Origin of the sequence: Ralstonia flatus (assembly GCF_958439105.1) — a bacterium.
Taxonomy (GTDB): Bacteria; Pseudomonadota; Gammaproteobacteria; order Burkholderiales; family Burkholderiaceae; genus Ralstonia; species Ralstonia flatus.
Genome location: NZ_CAUDLI010000012.1, coordinates 143,623 through 162,711, shown reverse-complemented (window position 1 = coordinate 162,711; position 19,089 = coordinate 143,623). Strand labels below are relative to the sequence as shown.

18 protein-coding genes are annotated in these 19,089 nt (G+C 64.5%); 16 read left to right on the top strand and 2 right to left on the bottom strand.

Features of this window, described 5'->3' with window-relative positions:
• Positions 1–304 precede the first annotated feature (304 nt).
• The 12 genes from R2676_RS23425 to R2676_RS23370 all read left to right on the top strand — a co-directional run bounded on the left by R2676_RS23425 (position 305) and on the right by R2676_RS23370 (position 14,013).
• Positions 305–2,386 carry a 3-hydroxyacyl-CoA dehydrogenase NAD-binding domain-containing protein gene (locus tag R2676_RS23425; RefSeq protein ID WP_206272082.1) on the top strand — a complete coding sequence of 694 codons (2,082 nt, stop codon included), beginning with the start codon at positions 305–307 and terminating at the stop codon, positions 2,384–2,386.
• 39 nt (positions 2,387–2,425) lie between these two features.
• Positions 2,426–3,067, top strand: coding sequence for a bifunctional nicotinamidase/pyrazinamidase (gene pncA / locus R2676_RS23420; RefSeq protein WP_027681419.1), 642 nt, complete (start codon positions 2,426–2,428; stop codon positions 3,065–3,067).
• 58 nt (positions 3,068–3,125) lie between these two features.
• Positions 3,126–4,304, top strand: coding sequence for an acetyl-CoA C-acyltransferase (locus R2676_RS23415; protein ID WP_027681420.1), 1,179 nt, complete (start codon positions 3,126–3,128; stop codon positions 4,302–4,304).
• A gap of 161 nt (positions 4,305–4,465) precedes the next feature.
• On the top strand, positions 4,466–6,334 hold the full coding sequence (locus tag R2676_RS23410) for an acyl-CoA dehydrogenase (RefSeq protein ID WP_206272083.1): 1,869 nt from the start codon (positions 4,466–4,468) through the stop codon (positions 6,332–6,334).
• 23 nt (positions 6,335–6,357) lie between these two features.
• Positions 6,358–7,140 carry an SDR family oxidoreductase gene (locus R2676_RS23405; protein WP_316887538.1) on the top strand — a complete coding sequence of 261 codons (783 nt, stop codon included), beginning with the start codon at positions 6,358–6,360 and terminating at the stop codon, positions 7,138–7,140.
• Between the two features lie 32 nt (positions 7,141–7,172).
• Positions 7,173–7,607, top strand: coding sequence for a PaaI family thioesterase (locus R2676_RS23400; protein WP_027681422.1), 435 nt, complete (start codon positions 7,173–7,175; stop codon positions 7,605–7,607).
• 89 nt (positions 7,608–7,696) lie between these two features.
• Positions 7,697–9,100 (top strand): serine hydrolase domain-containing protein, encoded by a 1,404-nt coding sequence (locus tag R2676_RS23395; protein WP_206272084.1) that lies wholly within the window; start codon positions 7,697–7,699, stop codon positions 9,098–9,100.
• A 44-nt stretch (positions 9,101–9,144) separates the two neighbouring features.
• Positions 9,145–10,155, top strand: a complete 1,011-nt coding sequence (locus R2676_RS23390; RefSeq protein WP_206272085.1) for an NADP-dependent oxidoreductase — start codon at positions 9,145–9,147, stop codon at positions 10,153–10,155.
• 97 nt (positions 10,156–10,252) lie between these two features.
• The gene (locus R2676_RS23385; protein ID WP_206272086.1) at positions 10,253–11,101 is read left to right on the top strand and encodes a class II aldolase/adducin family protein; all 849 of its coding nucleotides are present in this window, start codon (positions 10,253–10,255) and stop codon (positions 11,099–11,101) included.
• 27 nt (positions 11,102–11,128) lie between these two features.
• Positions 11,129–12,091, top strand: a complete 963-nt coding sequence (locus R2676_RS23380; RefSeq protein WP_206272087.1) for a glutathione S-transferase family protein — start codon at positions 11,129–11,131, stop codon at positions 12,089–12,091.
• 56 nt (positions 12,092–12,147) lie between these two features.
• Positions 12,148–13,050 carry an SDR family oxidoreductase gene (locus tag R2676_RS23375; protein ID WP_206272088.1) on the top strand — a complete coding sequence of 301 codons (903 nt, stop codon included), beginning with the start codon at positions 12,148–12,150 and terminating at the stop codon, positions 13,048–13,050.
• Between the two features lie 36 nt (positions 13,051–13,086).
• Positions 13,087–14,013, top strand: a complete 927-nt coding sequence (locus R2676_RS23370) for an alpha/beta fold hydrolase (protein WP_206272089.1) — start codon at positions 13,087–13,089, stop codon at positions 14,011–14,013.
• Positions 14,014–14,022: 9 nt separating this feature from the next.
• Here R2676_RS23370 and R2676_RS23365 read toward each other — a convergent pair whose 3' ends face one another.
• A complete protein-coding gene (locus R2676_RS23365; protein WP_206272090.1) occupies positions 14,023–15,171 on the bottom strand; it encodes an iron-containing alcohol dehydrogenase in 1,149 nt (382 codons plus the stop codon).
• A gap of 110 nt (positions 15,172–15,281) precedes the next feature.
• Here R2676_RS23365 and R2676_RS23360 point away from each other — a divergent pair, with 110 nt between their 5' ends.
• The 3 genes from R2676_RS23360 to R2676_RS23350 are packed head-to-tail and all read left to right on the top strand — an operon-like array spanning position 15,282 to position 17,185.
• Positions 15,282–16,262, top strand: coding sequence for an alpha/beta hydrolase (locus R2676_RS23360; protein WP_206272091.1), 981 nt, complete (start codon positions 15,282–15,284; stop codon positions 16,260–16,262).
• A gap of 23 nt (positions 16,263–16,285) precedes the next feature.
• Positions 16,286–16,723 (top strand): acyl-CoA thioesterase, encoded by a 438-nt coding sequence (locus R2676_RS23355; protein WP_102067238.1) that lies wholly within the window; start codon positions 16,286–16,288, stop codon positions 16,721–16,723.
• 9 nt (positions 16,724–16,732) lie between these two features.
• On the top strand, positions 16,733–17,185 hold the full coding sequence (locus R2676_RS23350) for a GNAT family N-acetyltransferase (RefSeq protein WP_206272092.1): 453 nt from the start codon (positions 16,733–16,735) through the stop codon (positions 17,183–17,185).
• Here the strand turns inward: R2676_RS23350 and R2676_RS23345 are convergent.
• The gene (locus R2676_RS23345) at positions 17,175–18,080 is read right to left on the bottom strand and encodes a LysR family transcriptional regulator (RefSeq protein WP_206272093.1); all 906 of its coding nucleotides are present in this window, start codon (positions 18,078–18,080) and stop codon (positions 17,175–17,177) included. The two genes, R2676_RS23350 and R2676_RS23345, sit on opposite strands and share 11 nt — an antisense overlap.
• A gap of 100 nt (positions 18,081–18,180) precedes the next feature.
• Here R2676_RS23345 and R2676_RS23340 point away from each other — a divergent pair, with 100 nt between their 5' ends.
• Positions 18,181–19,083, top strand: a complete 903-nt coding sequence (locus tag R2676_RS23340) for a sterol desaturase family protein (RefSeq protein ID WP_206272094.1) — start codon at positions 18,181–18,183, stop codon at positions 19,081–19,083.
• Positions 19,084–19,089: the final 6 nt, after the last annotated feature.

The window sequence follows — 19,089 nt, the reverse complement described above, 5'->3', positions numbered from 1 at the left end:
GAGACGTCCCCGCGCCTGATGGGCACCCGGCGAACGAAATGCGCGACTCTATCAAAACCGTCACGTAGCGGGCAAAAAATCCGTGCTGCAGCACACGCGTTTGAACCCGCCGGCCGTGCCGCATCGCCCGCCAGACGGCGCCGTGCAGCGCAAAAATAAAAATTGAACGACCGTGCTATTTTGTGTATTCTGTGTCGAGTCGCGGCCTTACCGCGCGTTAAAAAAAACGATACTTGAGAGACAGTTCAACCGCGAGGCACGGTGCGCCTGATCTGCCGGCCCTCGCATCACCAAAGGAACCAGCATGACTGCGGAGTACAAGGTCCAGGACGGCGTTGCCGTCATCACGCTCAGCAACCCGCCCGTCAACGGCCTTGGCCACTCCACGCGCCTGGGCATCGTTGAAGGCATGGTGAAAGCGGGCGACGACGCCAACGTTAAGGCCATCGTCATCACCGGTGCGGGCAAGGCCTTCTCGGGCGGCGCCGATATCCGCGAGTTCAACACCCCCAAGGCCACGCAAGAGCCGACGCTGCACGCTGTCATCAAGGCAGTCGAGTCGAGCAGCAAGCCGGTCGTGGCCGCCATCCATTCGGTGGCGATGGGCGGTGGGCTGGAACTGGCGATGGGCTGCCATTTCCGCGTGGCCGCACCCGGCGCGCAGATCGCGCTGCCGGAAGTGAAGCTGGGCATCCTGCCGGGCGCAGGCGGCACGCAACGTCTGCCGCGCGCCATCGGCTTGGAGCCGGCGCTGAACATGATCGTTTCCGGCAACGCCATCCCGTCGGAAAAGCTGGCCAAGAGCGGCCTGTTCGACCAGATGATCGAAGGCGACCTGATGGCCGGCGCCATCGACTTCGCACTGAAGGCCGCGGCCGAGGGCAAGCTGCCGAAGCTGCGCGATCGCAAGGTCGAGCACGACAACCCGCAAGGTTTCTTGCAATTCGCGCGTAACTCCGTCGCGGCCGTCGCCAAGAATTTCCCGGCACCAGGCAAGTGCGTTGACGCCGTGCAGGCCGCCGTGGAAAAGCGTTTTGACGACGGCATCAAGTTTGAGCGTGACCTGTTCATCGAACTGGTGAATACGTCCGAATCGCGCGCACTGCGCCACGCCTTCTTTGGCGAACGCGCTGCGAGCAAGATTCCGGACGTGCCGGAAGACACGCCGGTGCGCAAGGTAGAGAAGGTTGCCGTGATCGGCGCCGGCACGATGGGCGGCGGCATCTCGATGAACTTCCTGAACGCCGGCATTCCGGTGACGATCCTGGAAACCAAGCAGGAAGCGCTGGACCGCGGCGTCGCCACCATCCGCAAGAACTACGAGAACAGCGCCAAGAAGGGCAAGCTCACGCAAGAGAAGGTCGAGCAGCGCATGGCCCTGCTGACCCCGACGCTGTCCTACGACGACATCAAGGACGCCGACCTCGTCATCGAGGCCGTCTTTGAAGAAATGGGCGTCAAGGAAGTCGTGTTCAAGAAGCTGGACGAAGTCGTCAAGCAGGGCGCGATCCTGGCGTCGAACACCTCCACGCTGGACGTCGACAAGATCGCCAGCTTCACCAAGCGCCCGCAAGACGTGGTCGGCATGCACTTCTTCAGCCCGGCCAACGTGATGAAGCTGCTGGAAGTCGTGCGCGGCAAGGACACCGCCAAGGACGTGCTGGCCACCGTCATGAAGCTGGCCAAGGCCATCAAGAAGACGGCGGTCGTTTCCGGCGTGTGCGACGGCTTCATCGGCAATCGCATGATCGAGCAATACAGCCGCCAGGCCGGCTACCTGCTGGACGAAGGCGCGCTGCCCGAGCAGGTCGACAAGGCCATCGAAAAGTTCGGCTTTGCCATGGGCCCGTTCCGCATGGGCGACCTGGCCGGCAACGACATCGGCTGGGCCATCCGCAAGCGCCGCGCCGTGGACAAGCCGGACATCGTCTATTCGAAGACGGCCGATCTGCTGTGCGAGATGGGCCGCTTCGGCCAGAAGACGGGCGGCGGCTGGTACGACTACAAGGCGGGTGACCGCAAGCCGTATCCGAACCAGCAGGTCAACGACATGATCGTCCAGCACTCGAAGGATCTGGGCATCACGCGCCGCAAGATCTCGGACGAGGAAATCGTGGAGCGCCTGGTGTTCGCGCTGGTCAACGAAGGCGCGAAGATCCTGGAAGAGGGCATTGCCTCCAAGGCTTCCGACATCGACATGGTCTACCTGACCGGCTACGGCTTCCCGCTGTTCCGCGGTGGCCCGATGCTCTACGCAGACACCGTCGGCCTGTACAACGTCGCACAAGCCATGCACCGCTACAGCAAGGGCTACCACGGTGAAGCGTGGAAGGTTGCCCCGCTGCTGCAGAAGCTGGCCGATGAAGGCAAGGGCTTTAACGGCTGAATGAACGGCGAATCAACCGACTCACGCGACTGAACAACCATGCAACTGACGCCCACCGATTGCCTGCTGATCATCGACGTGCAGAACGATTTTCTGCCCGGCGGTGCGCTGGCCGTGCCGGACGGCGACCAGGTCATCCCGGTCGTCAACCGGCTCGCCAAGGCATTCGGGCCCGTTGGTCGTACTGTGCTGACGCAGGACTGGCACCCGGCCGAGCACGTGTCGTTCGCGGCCAACCATCCTGGCACGCAGCCGTTCGGCATGATCGACCTGCCGTATGGGCAGCAGGTGCTGTGGCCGGTGCATTGTGTGCAGCACAGCGCGGGCGCCGCGCTGGCCGATGGGCTGGACGTGCCGCACGCGCAGTTGATCGTCCGCAAGGGCTATCACCCGCACATCGACAGCTACTCCGCATTCTTTGAAGCGGATCGCAAGACGCCGACCGGCCTGCTGGGCTACCTGCGCGAGCTTGGGGTCAAGCGCGTGTTCTGCGTTGGCCTTGCCACGGATTTTTGCGTGGCATGGTCGGCGCTGGATGCGCGTGCTGCGGGGCTGGACGTCGCTGTCATCGAGGATGCCTGTCGCGCGATCGACCTCAACGGTTCGCTGGCGCAAGCGTGGCAGCGCATGACGGATGCGGGCATCGCGCGGTTGCAGTCGCACACAGTCTTGAACGGATAACGGAATACATCGGGCGCTGCCGGAGCCGCGCCCGCCACCAGATACGAGGAGCAACACCATGACCGAAGCAGTCATCGTTTCCACCGCACGTACCGGCCTGGCCAAGAGCTGGAAGGGTGCCTTCAACATGACGCACGGCGCCACGCTGGGCGGCCATGCGGTTCAGCACGCGATCGAGCGCGCCAAGATCGAGCCGGGCGAAGTGGAAGACATCCTGATGGGCTGTGCGAACCCGGAAGGCGCGACGGGCGCCAACATCGCTCGCCAGATCGCTCTGCGTGCCGGCTGCCCTGTGACGGTGCCGGGCGCGACCGTCAATCGCTTCTGCTCGTCGGGCCTGCAGACCATCGCCATGGCCGCGCAGCGCGTGATTGCCGATGAAGGCGACATCTTCGTGGCTGGCGGTGTGGAATCCATCTCGTGCGTGCAGCAGGAGATGAACCGCCACATGATGACCGAAGGCTGGCTGAATAAGCACAAGCCGGAAATCTACTGGAGCATGCTGCAGACCGCCGAGAACGTCGCCAAGCGCTACAACATCGCCAAGGAGCGCATGGACGAATACGGCGTGCAAAGCCAACAGCGTGCAGCCGCTGCTGCTGCGGCCGGCAAGTTCAACGACGAAATCGTTCCGATGACCACGGTGATGGGCGTGGCCGATGCCAAGACCGGCCAGCTCATGACGCGCGAAGTCACGATCTCGGCAGACGAAGGCATCCGCGCTGACACCACGCTCGAAGGCGTGTCGAAGATCCGCACGGCCATGCCCGGCGGCGTGATCACCGCCGGCAACGCCAGCCAATTCTCCGACGGCGCATCCGCTGCCGTGGTCATGAACGGCAAGGTGGCCGCCGCCAAGGGCCTGCAGCCGCTGGGCGTGTTCCGCGGTTTTGCCGTGGCCGGCTGCGAGCCGGACGAAATGGGCATCGGCCCCGTCTTTGCCGTGCCCAAGCTGCTGAAGAAGGCCGGCCTGAAGGTGGAAGACATCGGTCTGTGGGAACTGAACGAAGCGTTCGCCGTGCAAGTGCTGTATTGCGCTGACAAGCTCGGCATCCCGATGGACCGCCTGAACGTCAACGGCGGCGCCATCGCCGTGGGCCACCCGTACGGCGTGTCGGGTGCGCGCCTGGTCGGCCACGCGCTGATCGAAGGCAAGCGCCGCGGCGTCAAGTACGTGGTCGTGACCATGTGCATCGGCGGCGGCCAAGGCGCAGCCGGCCTGTTCGAGGTGCTCTAAACAGACAGGCTCCCGCTCAAAACGGGAGCCTGTTTTGTTTCTGCCAGAGCTGGCTTGATCGCCATCTCGGGCGCGCCTTTCTTTGCTTACTTTCTTTGGCAAGACAAAGAAAGTGAGTCAGCCCCGGCAGGGGATGAAACAAGGGATGCACCACCAACATCATGTCCTCGAAACTCCTATCCCGCCGCGACCTGAATTTCCTGCTCTACGAATGGCTCAACGTCGAATCGCTCACGCGTATTCCGCGTTACGCAGACCACTCCCGCGAAACCTTCGACGCCGCACTTGACACCTGCGAGCGGATCGCAACGGATCTGTTTGCTCCGCATAACAAGAAAAACGACCAAGAAGAACCGCACTTCGACGGCAACAAGGTCCACATCATTCCGGAGGTGAAGGTCGCGCTGGACGCCTTTAACAAGGCGGGCTTGATGGCAGCCGGGCAGGACTTCGAACGCGGCGGCATGCAGCTGCCGACCGTGGTCGAGAAAGCCGGTTTCGGTTTCTTCAAGGCCGCCAACGTCGGCACCAGCTCCTACCCGTTCCTCACCATCGGCAACGCGAATCTGCTGCTCGCGCATGGCACGCCCGCGCAGATCGAAACGTTTGTACAGCCTGAGATGGAAGGCCGCTTCTACGGCACGATGTGCCTGTCGGAGCCGCAGGCCGGTTCGTCGTTGTCGGACATCGTCACGCGAGCGGATTACGAAGGCGAATCGCCGCTCGGCGCGCAATACCGCCTGACCGGCAACAAGATGTGGATCTCCGCCGGTGAGCATGAACTGTCGGAGAACATCGTCCACCTCGTGCTGGCGAAGATTCCCGGGCCGGACGGCAAGCTGATTCCCGGCGTGAAGGGCATTTCGCTGTTCATCGTGCCGAAGTTCCTCGTCAACGCCGATGGCTCGCTCGGCGAACGCAACGACGTGGTCCTCGCCGGCCTGAACCACAAGATGGGCTATCGCGGCACGACCAACTGCCTGCTGAACTTTGGCGAGGGCACGCAGTTCCGCCCCAAAGGCCCAGACGGCCAGCCGCGCGCCGGCGCCATCGGCTACCTCGTCGGCGAGCCGCACAAGGGCCTCGCCTGCATGTTCCACATGATGAACGAGGCGCGCATCGGCGTTGGCATGGGCGCGACGATGCTCGGCTACACGGGATATCTGCATGCGGTGGACTACGCGCGCAATCGCCCGCAGGGGCGTCCGGTCGGGCCGTCGGGCAAGGATGCCGCGTCTGCGCAGGTCCGCATCGTCGATCACGCCGACGTGCGTCGCATGCTGCTCGCGCAAAAGGCCTACGTGGAAGGCGCGCTCGGCCTGAACCTGTATTGCGCCAAGCTCGTCGATGAAGAGCGCGGTGAAACCGACGCGGCCAAACGCGCCAAACTCGGTCTGCTGCTCGACATCCTGACGCCGATTGCCAAGAGCTGGCCGTCGCAGTGGTGCCTGGAGGCCAACAGCCTGGCGATCCAGGTGCACGGCGGTTACGGCTACACGCGCGAATACAACGTCGAACAGTTTTACCGCGACAACCGCCTGAACCCGATTCACGAAGGCACGCACGGCATCCAGGGCCTGGACCTGCTGGGCCGCAAGGTCGTGATGCAGGACGGCGCTGCGTTCGCCGCGCTGGGTGAGCGTGTGCAGGCCACCGTCGGCCGCGCGTTGGAAACCGACGACGAAACGCTGGTCGGCTACGGCCGCGCACTCGGCATGGCGACGCAGAAACTGGCCAAGGTCACGCAGACGCTGTGGGCCGCTGGCGACCCGCGCGTGACGCTGGCGAATGCCTCCGTCTATCTGGAAGCGTTCGGCCACGTGGTCGTCGCGTGGATCTGGCTGGAGCAGGCGTTGGCCGCCTCCAAGGCATTGCCGAACGCCCAAGGCGAAGACGCCGATTTCTACCGCGGCAAGCTGCAGGCCGCACGCTATTTCTTCCAGTGGGAACTGCCGAAGATCGACCCGCAGATCGTGCTGCTGGGCTCGCTTGACACGACCACGCTGGACATGCAGGACGCCTGGTTCTAACTACGACAACGACTGGAGACACCATGGGTACGCTGAAACACCTCTTCGATCTTTCCGGCAAGACGGCGCTGATCACCGGCGGCTCGCGCGGGCTCGGCCTGCAGATTGCCGAGGCACTGGGCGAGCAGGGCGCGCGCATCGTCTTGTCTGCCCGCAAGGCCGATGAGCTGAAGGAGACGCAGGCGCACCTGAAGTCGCTTGGCATCGAGGCCGACTGGATTGCCGCCGACGGCGCCGTCGAAGCTGACATCCAGCGCCTGGCCGATGAGGCGCTGGCCAAGCTCGGCCACGTCGACATCCTCGTCAACAACGCGGGCGCGACGTGGGGCGCACCGGCGGAAGACCACCCAGTCGAAGCGTGGGACAAGGTGATGAACCTGAACATCCGCGGCCTGTTCCTGCTCACGCAGCAGATCGGCAAGCGTTCGATGATCCCGCGCAAGTACGGAAAGATCGTCAACGTGGCATCGATTGCGGGCCTGAAGGGCAATCCGCCGGGCTCGCTGGACACGATTGCCTACAACACCAGCAAGGGCGCGGTGGTCAACTTCACGCGCGCGCTGGCGGGCGAGTGGGGCGAGCACAACATCACCGTCAACGCGATTGCGCCGGGCTTCTTCCCCTCGAAGATGACGCGCGGCTCGCTGGAAAAGCTCGGCGTGGACAAGCTGACGGAAAAATCCCCGCTGCACCGCATTGGCGACGATGAAGACCTGAAAGGCGTGGCCGCGCTGTTTGCATCGGATGCGTCCAAGCACATCACCGGCCAGATCCTCGCCGTCGACGGCGGCGTGAGCGTGGTCTAATTTCGGCTGCTTCTCACTCTTTCTGACGCAGCATGAACGCAGACAACAACGGTTTTCCGATCGACATTCCTTTCCTGAAGCTTCTCGGCATGCGTTGCCTGAAGGTGGCCGACGGCGAGGGCGTGGTCGAACTCGCCCTCGAAGCGCAGCACATGAACAGCTGGGAAATGGCCCACGGCGGCGTGACCATGACGATGCTCGACGTCGCCATGGCCATGGCCGGGCGCTCGGCCGACGTGCATGGCCGCGGCGTGGTGACGATCGAGATGAAGACGGCGTTCATGCAGCCCGGGCGCGGCACCCTCAAGGCGAGCGCGCGTTGCGTGCATCAGTCCACGACCATGGCGTTCTGCGAAGGCGAGGTGCGCGATGCAGATGACAAGCTCGTCGCACGCAGCTCGGGCACGTTCAAGTTCGTCAAGCGCATGCCACCGCCGCGCACGCCCGAACCCGGTGCGGACGGCTGACGCGTCAACACCGCAATTGCTGTACCCAAGTACCCAGTTGCACACCGGACAGCGTCCGGCACACAAGAAGAGCAACCACGGAGACAACCATGCAACAACCTGCGCGGCGGACGGCGTCCGCCCTTGTCGTCACTTTGCTTTGCTGCACCGGACTGATCATGACCTTGGAAGGATGCGCCTCCAGCTCCGCGCCTGCTGCTGCACCGGCCGCTGACACGAAAACCACTGTGCAGGCGCCGCCCGCACCGACACCGCCGATGCAGAAGCCGTTGACTGCCGACGAATCCGACCCGAACAAGATGGGCTGGATGCAGGGCTTCCCACCGCCGCCCGATCGCACGATCCGCTTTGACCTGGCGGGCAACATGTTCCCGCGCACGCGCTACGGCTACAGCCACGTGCGCGAGTTCGTGCCGACGCGCGTGGTCTGGCACGGCGACGGTCCCGTCAGCAAGCTGCCGCGTGCGGAGCGCGATATCAGCGGCGTGCTCTTTACGGATCCGAACGGCACGCGCCGTACGTTTGCCGAGGCGCTCAAGTTGACCTACACCGACGGCATTCTCGTCATGCACAAGGGCAAGGTGATCTACGAGCGCTACTTTGGTGCGCTCGACGCGCATACGCAGCACATCGCCATGTCGGTCACGAAATCGTTTGTCGGCACGCTGGCCGCCATGCTGGTGGCGGACGGCAAGCTCGACCCTGCAGCGCCCGTGACGCAATACGTGCCGGAGCTGAAGGACACCGCCTACGGGGACGCCACCGTGCGCCAGGTCATGGACATGACCGTGGGCGTGCGTTATTCCGAAAACTATGCCGACCCGAACGCCGATGTCTGGGCCTACGCCCGCGCCGGCGGCATGCTGCCACGTCCGGCCGGCTACAAGGGCCCGGACAATTTCTACGACTACCTGACGACGCTGCGCAAGGAAGGCGAGCACGACGCGGAGTTCTCGTACAAGACCGTCAACGCGGAAACGCTGGCCTGGATCGTGCGCCGTGCGTCGAACAAATCGCTGGCGGCGCTGCTGTCCGAGCGCATCTGGCAGCCGATGGGCGCACAGGATGATGCGTACTTCTCAGTCGACAGCATCGGTACGGAATCGGGCGGCGGTGGCCTGAACACCACGCTGCGCGACCTGGCGCGCTTTGGCGAGATGATCCGCAACGACGGCCGCTTCAACGGCAAGGAGATTCTGCCCAAGAGCGTGATCGACGACATTCGCCGCGGCGGCGACCCGGCCAAGTTTGCCAAGGCAGGCTACGCGACGCTGCCCGGCTATTCGTATCGCAACATGTGGTGGGTTTCGGGCAATGACCACCACACGTTCGAAGCGCGCGGCATCCATGGCCAGCGCATCTATATTGATCCGGTGGCCCAGATGACGATCGTGCGCTATGCCTCGCACCCGGTCGCTGCCAATGCTGCCAATGATCCGGTCACGCATCGCGCCTATGCGGCACTGGCCGAGTACTTCATGCAACACAAGTAACAACCTGACCCAACACCGATATCCGATATTCAGGAGCGTTTTTCATGTCGAAGACCTATCAGCGCATCGTTCTGGCTTCGCGCCCGCAAGGGGCCGTGACGCCCGACAATTTCCGCCTGGAGACGGTGGACCTCCCCGAGCTGCAGGACGGCCAGGTGCTGGTGCGCAACCATTTCCTGTCGCTCGATCCGTACATGCGCGGCCGCATGAACGACAGCAAGTCGTATGCGCAACCGCAGCCGCTGGATGAAGTGATGATCGGAGGCACGGTGGGCGTGGTGGAAGCATCCAAGAACCCGTCGTTTGCCGTGGGCGATGCGGTAGTCGGCATGTTCGGCTGGCAGGAAGTGGGCGTGTCGGACGGGCGCGGCATTCAGAAGGTCGATACGCGCCACATTCCGCTGTCGGCGTATCTCGGTTCGGTCGGTATGCCGGGCGTGACGGCGTGGTACGGCCTGAACAAGATCATGCATCCGAAGCCCGGCCAGACCGTGGCGGTGAGCGCCGCTTCGGGCGCCGTGGGCAGCGTGGTCGGCCAGCTTGCCAAGCTCAAAGGCTGCCGCGTGGTCGGCTTTGCCGGCGGCAAGGACAAGTGCGACTACGTGGTCAACGAACTCGGCTTTGATGCCTGCATCGACTACAAGGCCGCGAAGGACCCGAAGGAGCTGTACAAGATGCTCAAGGAAGCGACGCCCGACGGCATCGATTCGTACTTCGAGAACGTCGGTGGCGCGATCCTGGATGCGGTGCTCTCGCGCATGAACGCGTTCGGCCGCATCGCCATGTGCGGCATGATCGCCGGCTACGACGGTCAGCCGCTGCCGCTGCAGAACCCGCAGTTGATCCTGGTGTCGCGCCTGACCATCGAAGGCTTCATCGTCTCCGAGCACATGGACGTGTGGCCGGAAGCACTGCGCGAGCTGGGCGGTTTCGTGGCGCAGGGCAAGCTGAAGTTCCGCGAGAGCGTGGCACAGGGCCTGGCGAGCGCACCGGAAGCGTTCATGGGCCTGCTCAAGGGCAAGAATTTCGGCAAGCAACTCGTCAAGCTGGTTTGAGCTGAGCCGCACGCGGACTGTCAATCGCTTGACAGTCCGCTGGGCGAGGGCCGCCACAGAATGGCCCCACCCACAACAAACGCGTGAAGGAGACACCATGAACGCACCTGAAACCACGCAAGCCAAGCGGCCCGACAGCATGGCCGCCAGCCTCAGTCCCGAGGCCGCTGCCCGCTATCGCAACCTGCCGCGTCCGCCGCAATTTGCCACCGTGGCCGAAGAGCGTCTGCATCGCAAACAGCGCCTGGCGGCAGCGTTCCGGCTGTTCTCCAAATTCGGTTTCGACGAAGGCGTGGCCGGGCACATCACGGCGCGCGATCCGGAGCATCAGGACAGCTTCTGGGTCAACCCGTTCGGCGTGCATTTCAGCCAGGTGACGGTGTCGAACCTGATCCGCTGCGATCACCACGGCAACGTGGTCGAAGGCGATTACCCGGTCAACGCCGCCGCGTTTGCGATTCACTCGCGCGTGCATCAGGCACGGCCCGATGCGGTGGCCGCTGCGCACTCGCACAGCACGTACGGCCGCGCGTGGTCGACACTCGGCCGCAAGCTCGATCCGCTTACGCAAGACGTGTGCGCTTTTTATGACGACCATGCCCTGTACGACGATTTCGGCGGGGTGGTGGTCGAGCTGGACGAAGGCCAGCGCATTGCAGAAGCGCTGGGCGACAACAAGGCCGCCATCCTGCAGAACCACGGCCTGCTGACGGTTGGCAAGACGGTCGACGAGGCCGCGTGGTGGTTCATCACGATGGAGCGCTCCTGCCAGGTGCAGTTGCTGGCCGAAGCCGCTGCCGCCCGCACCGGCGATGCACCGCGCACGATTTCCGATGCCGCTGCCCGCCAGGCGTACTCGATCGTCGGATCGGCGCAGGCGGGGTGGTTCCAGTTCCAGCCGCTGTATGCGCGCATCGTCAAAGAACAACCCGATCTGCTCGACTGATCGGCAACGCACATTTCTGGAGCCCGCATGACGGACCTGATCCTGCATCACTACGCCACCTCGCCGTTTTCTGAGAAGGTGCGTTTGATCCTCGGCTACAAAGACCAGCCGTGGAAGTCCGTCACGGTGCCGCCGATCTTGCCCAAGCCCGATGTGATGCCGCTCACCGGCGGCTACCGGCGCACGCCGTTCCTGCAGATCGGCGCCGACATCTACTGCGATACGGCGCTGATCGCGCAGGTGCTCGAATCGATTCATCCGCTGCCGCGGCTCGTGCCGTCCGAACATGCAGCGGCGGTGTTCGCCATGGCGCAGTGGGCCGATACGACGCTGTTCTGGGCCACGGCGACATTCGTGACGCAGCCGGCGGGCTTTCAAAGCCTGTTCGGCGATGCGCCGGAAGCCTTCGTCAAAGCCTTCGTGGAAGACCGCAAGGCGATGCGTGTGGGCGGCACCGGCTTGCGCACGCCACTGCCGGAAGCCACCTCCACGCTGAATGTCTTTCTGGCACAACTGCAGCGCCAGCTGGCCACGGGTGAGCGCATCTTCTTGTTTGGCGAGCAGCCGACCGTGGCCGACTTTTCCGTCTACCACTGCCTGTGGTTCATCCGCCGCGCGACGGCGGTGGCGGGCATTCTCGATGCGCACCCCGAAGTGGTGGCGTGGATGCATCGCGTTGCTGCGTTCGGCCATTCGCAGGCGCAACCGATGACGTCTGCCGAGGCGCTGGACATTGCCAAGGCCGCCACGCCGCATGCGCTGACGGAACCTGAAGCGAAGGCCACCTTCGACGACAGCTACGGCCTGTCCAAAGGCACACGCGTGACGGTGGCGGCGGTCGACTACGGCGTCGATCCGGTCGAAGGAGACCTCGTCGTCTCCACGCGCGACAGCGTCGGCGTGCTGCGCGAAGATGCGCGCGTCGGCCAGGTAGTGGTGCATTTTCCGCGCGTGGGCTATGCCGTGCGCAAGGTCGAGGCGGCAGGCTGACACGGCTTTGCCATCTCGATCGGCTTTTCTACTACAACGACATCAGTGAGACACGTATGAAGCAATTCGCAGGCGGTGTGGCCGTCATCACGGGCGGTGCGTCGGGTTTCGGCAAGGAATTCGCCAAGATCGGCGCGGGGTTGGGCATGAAGCTGGTGCTGGCCGATATTCAGCAGGATGCGCTCGACGCCGCCGTGGCCGAGTTCTCGGCGCAGGGCGTGGAAGTGATCGGCCTGCGTGTCGACGTGTCGAAGCTGGAAGACGTGCAAGCGCTGGCCGATGCGGCCATCAAGACATTCGGCAAGGTCAACCTGCTGTTCAACAACGCCGGCGTGGGCGCGGGCGGCCTGATCTGGGAGAACTCCGAGCGCGACTGGGATTGGGTGCTCGGCGTGAACCTGCACGGCGTGATCCACGGCGTCCGCATCTTCACCCCGCTTATGCTCGAAGCCGCCAAGAAGGATCCGTCGTACGAGGGCCATATCGTCAATACGGCGTCGATGGCGGGGCTGCTGAATGCGCCGGCCATGGGCATCTACAACGTGTCCAAGCACGCGGTGGTGGCGCTGTCCGAATCGCTGTACCAGGACTTGAGCCTGGTCACCGAACAGATCCATTGCTCGGTGCTGTGCCCGTACTTCGTGCCGACCGGCATCACGCAGTCTGACCGCAACCGCCCGCAGGATCTGGCGAACACGGCACCGCCCACCAAGTCGCAGCTCGTTTCGCGCGCCATGTCGGAAAAGGCGGTCAGCTCGGGCAAGGTCACCGCCGAGCAGGTCGGCCAGATGACTTTCGATGCGATCCGCAACGCGGGCTTCTACATCTATTCGCATCCGCACGCGCTGGCGCCCGTGCAGCATCGCTTTGAAGACATCATCTCGCAGCGCAATCCGTCCGATCCGTTTGAAGGCAAGCCGGACGTGCGCGCGCGTCTGGTCGATGCGCTGCGCGGGTAACTCCACTTCCACGACTGCCACAACCCCGAGATCGCCATGAACACTGCAACGGCTGCCGCCATCACGGAATCGCAATTCGCCGATCTGCCCAACGGCACGCGGCTGCATTACGCCAGCGCCGGCAAGCGTGGCGCGCCGCTGATGCTGTTCGTGCACGGCTTTCCGGAGTTCTGGTACGAGTGGGAAGCGCAGTTGGCTGCGTTTGGCGACACGCACTTCGCCGTGGCGCCCGACATGCGCGGCTACAACCTGTCGAGCAAGCCGGCTGCCGTAGATGCGTATCGCCCGAAACTGCTGGTGGAGGATCTGACGCAGTTCATCACGGCGCTGGGCTATGAGCGTGCCATTGTGGTCGCGCATGACTGGGGCGGGGCGATCTGCTGGAACCTCGCCATCCAGCATCCGGAGTTGGTCGAGCGACTGGTGATCGTCAATTCGCCGCACCCTTGGGTGTTTGCTAATGCGCTGCTGAGCGATCCGGCGCAGCAGGCCTCGTCGGCGTATATGAACTGGCTGCGCAAGCCGGGCTCGGAGGAGGCGCTGGCCGCCAACGACTTCGAAAAGCTCGAAGGCTTCTTCAGCGGCATGGGCCAGCCCGTGGCCGAATGGTTCACGCCCGAGGTGCGGGCGCGCTATCACGCGGCCTGGAGCCAGCCGGGCGAGGGCGGCTCGCATGGCCTGACAGGCGGCGTGAATTACTACCGCGCTTCGCCGCTGCACCCGCCTGCCGAGGGCACGGCGCCGCTGCGCATCGACCAGATGCCGCCCGAGGCGTTTGTCGTCAAGGTGCCCACACTCGTGATCTGGGGCGAGATGGATATGGCGCTGCCGAAAAGCCTGCTCAACGGGCTGGAACGCTTCATTCCGGACATGCGCCTCGAGCGCATTCCCGACGGCACGCACTGGGTCGTGCACGAACAACCGGAGCGCATTGCGGCGCTGATCCGGTCGTTCGTTTCCTGAGCGCCCGGGTTACATCGATTCCGCCAGCATGCGGCGGTAGTCGTCCGCCGTGGCAATGCGCGGGTTGGTCTTGTGGCAGTGGTCGAGCAGGGCGCCTTCCACGACATGTTCCAGCGCATCTTCGGGCACGCCCATCTGGCGCAGGCCGGTCGGCAGGCCCAGGCGCGCCGTCAGGTCATGCACCGCCTGGGCGAGGTCAGCGCCCGCCGGCAGGTTCATCACGCGGCGCATGCGGGCGTAGCGGTTGTCGCGCACCACCGTCTCGGCCGTTTCGTTGAAGCGCAGCACGGCCGGCAACACCACCGCATTCAGCGTGCCGTGATGCAGCCCAGTCTTGCCGTCGACCTTCACGCCGCCCAGCGGGTGCGACAACGAATGCACGCACCCCAAGCCCTTCTGAAACGCCATCGCGCCCTGCATCGACGCGCTCATCATGTTCAGGCGCGCATCACGGTCAGCGCCATCGCGTGTGGCACGTTCGATGTTGGCCCATGCGCGTTCCAAACCATCCAGGGCGATGCCGTCCGCAGGCGGGTTGAACGCCGGCGCCAGGAAGGTCTCGATGCAGTGCGCGATCGCGTCCATGCCGGTGGCGGCCGTCAGCGCGGGCGGCAGGCCCAGCGTCAGTTCCGCATCGCAGATGGCCGACTTGGGCAGCAGGTGCCACGAGTGGAAACCGAGCTTGCGGCCGTCTTCCAGGATGATGATCGCGCCGCGTGCGACCTCGCTGCCGGTGCCGGCCGTGGTGGGAATCGCAATCAGCGGCGCTGCCGCTTCCGTGATCTTCGTGCTGCCGCCCTCGATGGTCGCATAGGTGGTAAGCGGTTCCGGGTGCGTGGCCGCAATGGCGATGCCCTTCGCCAGGTCAATCGACGAACCGCCGCCAATGGCGATCAGCCCGTCGCAGCCGGCGTCCTTGTACTGCGCCGTGGCCTTCAGCACCATCGCCTCGGTCGGATTGGAAGGCGTTTCGTCGAACACGGTGACGGGCAGGCCGCCCGTGGCGTCAACGGCGCGCTGCGCCAAGCCTGCCGCCGCGACGCCCTTGTCGGTCACGATCATCGGCCGGCGGATGCCGACGCGTGCGCATTCGCTTTTCAGTTCGTTGACGGTGCCGAAGCCGAGGTGAACGTGGGTGAGGTAAAAGATGAGGGCCATGCTGTCTCCGGAGGGTGTTTGCCTGCGTCGCCCGTCTTGTCGCGCGGGCGTGGTTCAATGGATACTCCGATGATAGCCAAATTAGAACGATCGTTCAGTTCCCGCCCCGCATGCAGCACCCATCTCTCGACCCGCACGTTGCCCAGTTGCTCGATCTGGTGGCGCGTGCCAAGCGTCCGCCGCTGAACGCCCTTGACCCAGCCGACGCCAAGATCGCCTACGAAAAAAGCAGCCCCATCGTCGATATCCCGGCCATCCCGCTGGAGGCCGTGCACGACCTGACGGTGCCGGCGCGCGACGGCCATGCCATTCCCATCCGCACGTACGCGGCGCGTGAGGCCAGTTGGGCCGATCCGCTGCCGTTGCTGGTGTATTTCCACGGCGGCGGTTTTACCGTGGGAAGCATCAAGACGCACGACCAGCTTTGCCGGTCGCTGGCGGCCAAATCGGGCGCGATGGTGTTGTCGGTGGACTACCGACTTGGCCCCGAGTGGAAATTCCCCACCGCAGCGAACGACGCATTCGACGTGCTGCAGTGGGTGTTCGACGAAGCCGCCACCATCGGCGTCGACCCGGCGCGCATCGCGTTCGGCGGCGACAGCGCCGGCGGAACGCTGGCCGCAGTGACCGCCATCGAGGCACGCAATCGCGGCCTGGCGCCGGTGCTGCAATTGCTGATCTATCCGGGCACCACCGCACGCGAATCCACGCCGTCGCACCGCGAGTTTGCCGAGGGCTACCTGCTGACGCACGAGATGATCCGCTGGTTCTTCTCGCAATACCTGCGCAGGGATGCCGACCGCGACGACTGGCGTTTCGCCCCGCTCGATGCAGGCGGCCACGGCGCGGACGTGACCGGCGTATGCCCCGCATGGATTGCGGTGGCGGGCTTCGACCCGATCCGCGATGCCGGCATCGGCTACGCCAACAAGCTGCGCGCAGCTGAGGTGCCGGTCGAGCTGAAACTGTACGAAGGCATGATTCACGACTTCTTCAAGATCGGGCGCTTCGTGCCGGCCGTCGAAGACGCGCATCGCGACGCCGCCAACGCGCTACGCCGCGCCTTCGGCACCGAGACCGAATCCCCATAACCAAAGCAAAAAAAGGAGACCGCATGGCGATCGAGGATTTCCGCCACAGCACACCCCTGCGCGTACGCTGGGCCGAAGTCGATGCGCAGAGCATCGTCTTCAACGGCCACTACCTGCTGTACGCCGATGTGTGCATCACCGAATACTGGCGCAGCATCGGCGTGCGGTATCCGGTGGATGTGGTCGACACCTTCGGCGTGGATTTCTACGTGGTCAAATCCACGCTCGAATATCACGCCTCCGCGCGCTTTGACGACGAGCTGGACTTGCGCTGCCGCGTGGCGCGCCTGGGCCGCTCCAGCATCCGCTTTATCATCGAGATGTATCGCGCAGACGAACACCTCGTCACCGGCGAAGTCATCTACGTGTGCGCCGACCCTGCCACGCAGACCTCCGCGCCGATTCCCGACACGCTGCGCGAGCGCATCCTCAATTTCGAAGTCCTGAAGCCTGAAGTGTGAGAACCGAGCATGACTGCCCCTGAATCTGTCCGCCCGCTTGCCGGTGTTGAAGTTGCCCGCTGGGACGCCGTGCGTGAAGAAGCGCGCGCCATCCGCTACGACGTGTTCGTCATCGAGCAAGGCGTGCCCGTTGAACTGGAATGGGACGAATGGGATGACGAGTGCTGGCATGCGCTGGCACACGATACGGCCGGGCGAGCCGTCGCCACCGGCCGCCTGCTGCCCGACGGCCATATCGGCCGCATGGCGGTGCGCAAGGAAGCACGGGGCACGGGCGTCGGGGCGCGCGTGCTGGATGCCTTGATCGACAAGGCACAGTCGCTGGGCTACCCAGAGCTGATCCTGAACGCGCAAACGCACGCCATGCCGTTCTACGTGCGCGCGGGCTTTACGGCCGAGGGCGAGGAGTTCGAGGAGGCCGGCATTCCGCACCGGACCATGCGCCGCGTGCTTACACGTTGATGCCGTGGGCGGCCCGCACAATCGCTGCGATGGCCGCCTGCGCTGCCGGCGACGCGGTTCTGCCGTGCAGTCGCACAATCCCCGTGGTCGACGGTGGCGACAGCCAACCCTTCACCGCCAGCCGCACCAGCGCGCCGGTTTCCAGCTCCTCCCGCACCGCTGCATCCGTGGCACCGAGCACGGTGTCCGTTGTGAGTGCCACCGTCTTCAATACGCCGTAGTTGTCGCATTCCAGCGCGATGCTGGCTTCCTGGCCTGCGGGCAGGCCAAGCAGCATCGCCAGTTCCACCTTTGACGGGCTGAGGAGCTTCGGTACGGCAATGCCGTATTCCCAGACTTCGCGCAGCGTGTGTGTGCGCCCTGCAAGCGGATGGCCAGCCCGCACGTACAGGTGAGGGGGCTGGCCGCCGATCGGTTGGATGTCCAGCGCAGCGTCTTTCGGCATGTCGCGCACGTCGGCGGCGAAGAACTCGATGCTTTCGCTGCGCAGGCTTTCCAGCAGCTGCACCCAATTGCCGACTTCCATGCGCAGTGCGACTTGGGGATGCTGCTGCCGCAGTTCCTGCAGCGCTTGCGGCATCAGCGTGGCCGTCAGCAGCGGCCCGACGCCGAACGCCGTGTCGCCGAGCTGGCTGTCGCGATACAGATCGACATCGCGTTGCAGGCAGCGCGCTTCGAACAACAGGCGCCGCGCACGTTTGATGACGAATTCGCCGGCCGGTGTGGGGCGCACGTCGCCGGTTTCGCGATCGAACAGGCGGATGCCGAGATCGTCTTCGATCGCCTGGATGCTGCGGCTGAATGCGGGCTGGCTCAGATGCACTGCCTGCGCGGCCCGCGCGAAGTGCAGCGTGTCGGCGAGGGCTACCACGTGGCTGAGGCGTCGCAAATCCATGGCATTGCGTCCTGCGCATTGAACGGATGTTCATTATGCATTGGACGCATTGGTGTGGCACTCCTAGGCTTGTCTGCACAACAAAAGCGAGGAGACACCAATGAGTTCGCACATGGAGCACGCGCTGATCGTCGCCTGCATCCTCGGATTTGCCGCCATGGAATTCGTGACGCGGCGCTATCAAGCCAACGTGCGCGGCCGCGCCACCGGCAACGATGCGTGGCTGGAAGCGCTGATGTTCATCAGCCTTGTTGCCGTCACGCAGCCGATCGCGCTGCTGGGCAGCAACGCATTGTGCAAGTGGCTCATTCCCGCGCAGCACAACGCCTGGGCCGATCTGCCCTGGTGGGCGATGACCGGGTTGCTGCTGATTGGCGATGACCTGACGCAATACCTCTGGCACCGCGCCTCGCACACACCGCTGCTATGGCCGCTGCACCGCGCACACCACAGTGCGTCGTACATGAGTGTGCGCGTGACGTACCGCAACAACTTCTTCTACTACCTGATGATGCCGGGGCTGTGGATTGGCGGCGTGGCCGTATACCTCGGTTTTGGGCCGGTCTATGCGGCGTACCTGGTCGTCAAGCTGACCGTCATTGTGGGCGCGCATTGCGCCTGGCCTTGGGACGCGCCGCTATACCGCATCCGCGTACTGCGCCCGCTGATGTGGGTGATCGAGCGGACGATTTCCACGCCCGCCACGCACTGGGCGCATCACGCGCTCACCAACGCCGACGGCATTGGCCACTACAAAGGCAATTTCGGCAACCTGCTGTTCTTCTGGGATGTGCTGTTCGGCACCGCGCATATCACGCGCAAATATCCCGAGAAGATCGGCCTGCAGGACGACGTGCTGTTCGGCGCCGAGCCGTGGACGGCGCAGATGTTCTATCCGCTGGTGCAGTCCAAGCGCGAACATTCGGCGTTGCGCCCGGGCGGCGCGGCCATCACCGAAATGGAAGTGGATCAGGCCGCCAGCGCTGGGCGGGAAGCGGCCTGAGCGGCC